Genomic DNA, 1,403 nt, shown 5'->3' with positions numbered 1-1,403 from the left:
GTAAGACGAGCTCCGGACGGGGCTGGGTTGGGGGCGGATGGTTGAGCGGCGGGTTTGCAGCCTGTGTGCTTTCGTCCGGGCGGTCGGGGCTTGCGGCTGCGTCGTGTGTGCTTCGGCCGCTCGGTGGCGGGACGGCCGCGAACGGTCGCTCGTAAGACGAGCTCCGGACGGGGCTGGGTTGGGGACGGATGGTTGAGCGGCGGGTTTGCAGCCTGTGTGCTTTCGTCCGGGCGGTCGGGGCTTGCGACTGCGTCGCGTGTGCTTCGGCCGCTCGGTGGCGGGACGGCCGCGAACGGGTCGCTCGTAAGACTCGCTCCGTGCGGGGTTGGGTGCTGCGGGCAGGGTTATGTGGCCGGGTGTTGGCTGCTCGGGTGATGCGGGGCCGGGTGCTTGCTGGACGGGTGTGTTGGCTGCGGGGCTCGGGTGGTGGCGGGGCCGGGCGCGGCTGAAACAGGGCTCACCGGCTCGGTGGCAACGGGATTCGGCGGGGCCGGTGTCCGCCCGACCTGGGGCGAAGGGTAAGTATGTACCCCATGTCGGATCCAGTCGATGTACCGATCGATGACGACGTCATTCGGCTCGGCCAGTTCCTGAAGTTGGCCAACCTGATCGACTCCGGTTCGGAGGCGAAGACCGTGATAGCCGCGGGCCTGGTTCGGGTGAACGACGAGGTGGAGCTGCGCCGCGGGCGGCAATTGCACGCGGGCGATATCGTCGCCCTCGCCGGTCACAGGGTTCGGGTGGCGCCGCTCTAGCGGCGCGGGCCCGGACCGCGTCTCATTCCTCGGTGCGGACCACGATGCCGTCGTGGTCGCTGTAGAGCATGTCGCCTGGGACGAAGGTGACGCCGCCGAACTCGACGGGGACATCGCGCTCGCCGCTGCCGGTCTGGGTGCTCTTGCGCGGGTTGGTGCCCAGCGCCTTGATACCGATGTCGAGGGTGCGCAGGATCGCGGAGTCGCGCACCGCGCCATTGACGATGACGCCTGCCCAACCGTTGTCCACGCCGCGCCCGGCGATGATGTCGCCGACCAATGCGGTGTGCACGCTGGCGCCGCCGTCGACGACGAGCACCGCGCCGTTGCCCGGTTCACCGAGGGTTTGCTTCACCAGCAGGTTGTCCTGGAAGCATCGGATGGTGGTGATCCGGCCCGAGAACGCGGCACGGCCGCCGAACTGGATGAACTGCGTATCGCAGCTACGGATGTCGGGTCCGATTTCGTCGGCTAGGTCGGCAGTGGCAACAACGGTCATGCGGGTAATTTTGGCAGCGCCTGCGTCGCTGTGTGTTCGCGGGGCTGTGTAGTTTGGCAGCGCCTGCGGCGCTGCGGGTTCGCGGCCCTGGATGTCTCGCTGCCGAGCGGCCGAGACTTGCGACTTCGTCGCGTGCGCTTCGGCCGCTC

Annotated in this window: 2 protein-coding genes; one reads left to right on the top strand and one right to left on the bottom strand. The window is 68.7% G+C overall.

The genetic code is table 11. From position 1 onward, the window contains the following. Positions 1 to 533 precede the first annotated feature (533 nt). Complete coding sequence (locus AB0H61_RS39025; RefSeq protein WP_357313987.1) at positions 534 to 755, top strand: RNA-binding S4 domain-containing protein; 222 nt, start codon at positions 534 to 536, stop codon at positions 753 to 755. Positions 756 to 777: 22 nt separating this feature from the next. Here the strand turns inward: AB0H61_RS39025 and rraA are convergent, their stop codons facing one another. After that, positions 778 to 1,254: a ribonuclease E activity regulator RraA gene (gene rraA / locus AB0H61_RS39020; protein WP_357313984.1), complete on the bottom strand. Its 477-nt coding sequence runs from the start codon at positions 1,252 to 1,254 to the stop codon at positions 778 to 780. Between the last annotated feature and the right edge of the window lie 149 nt (positions 1,255 to 1,403).

Source organism: Nocardia sp. NPDC050710 (assembly GCF_040654375.1).
Taxonomy (GTDB): Bacteria; Actinomycetota; Actinomycetes; order Mycobacteriales; family Mycobacteriaceae; genus Nocardia.
Note: the sequence above shows the minus strand (reverse complement) of the source record. Positions and strands in the feature narration are given on the sequence as shown.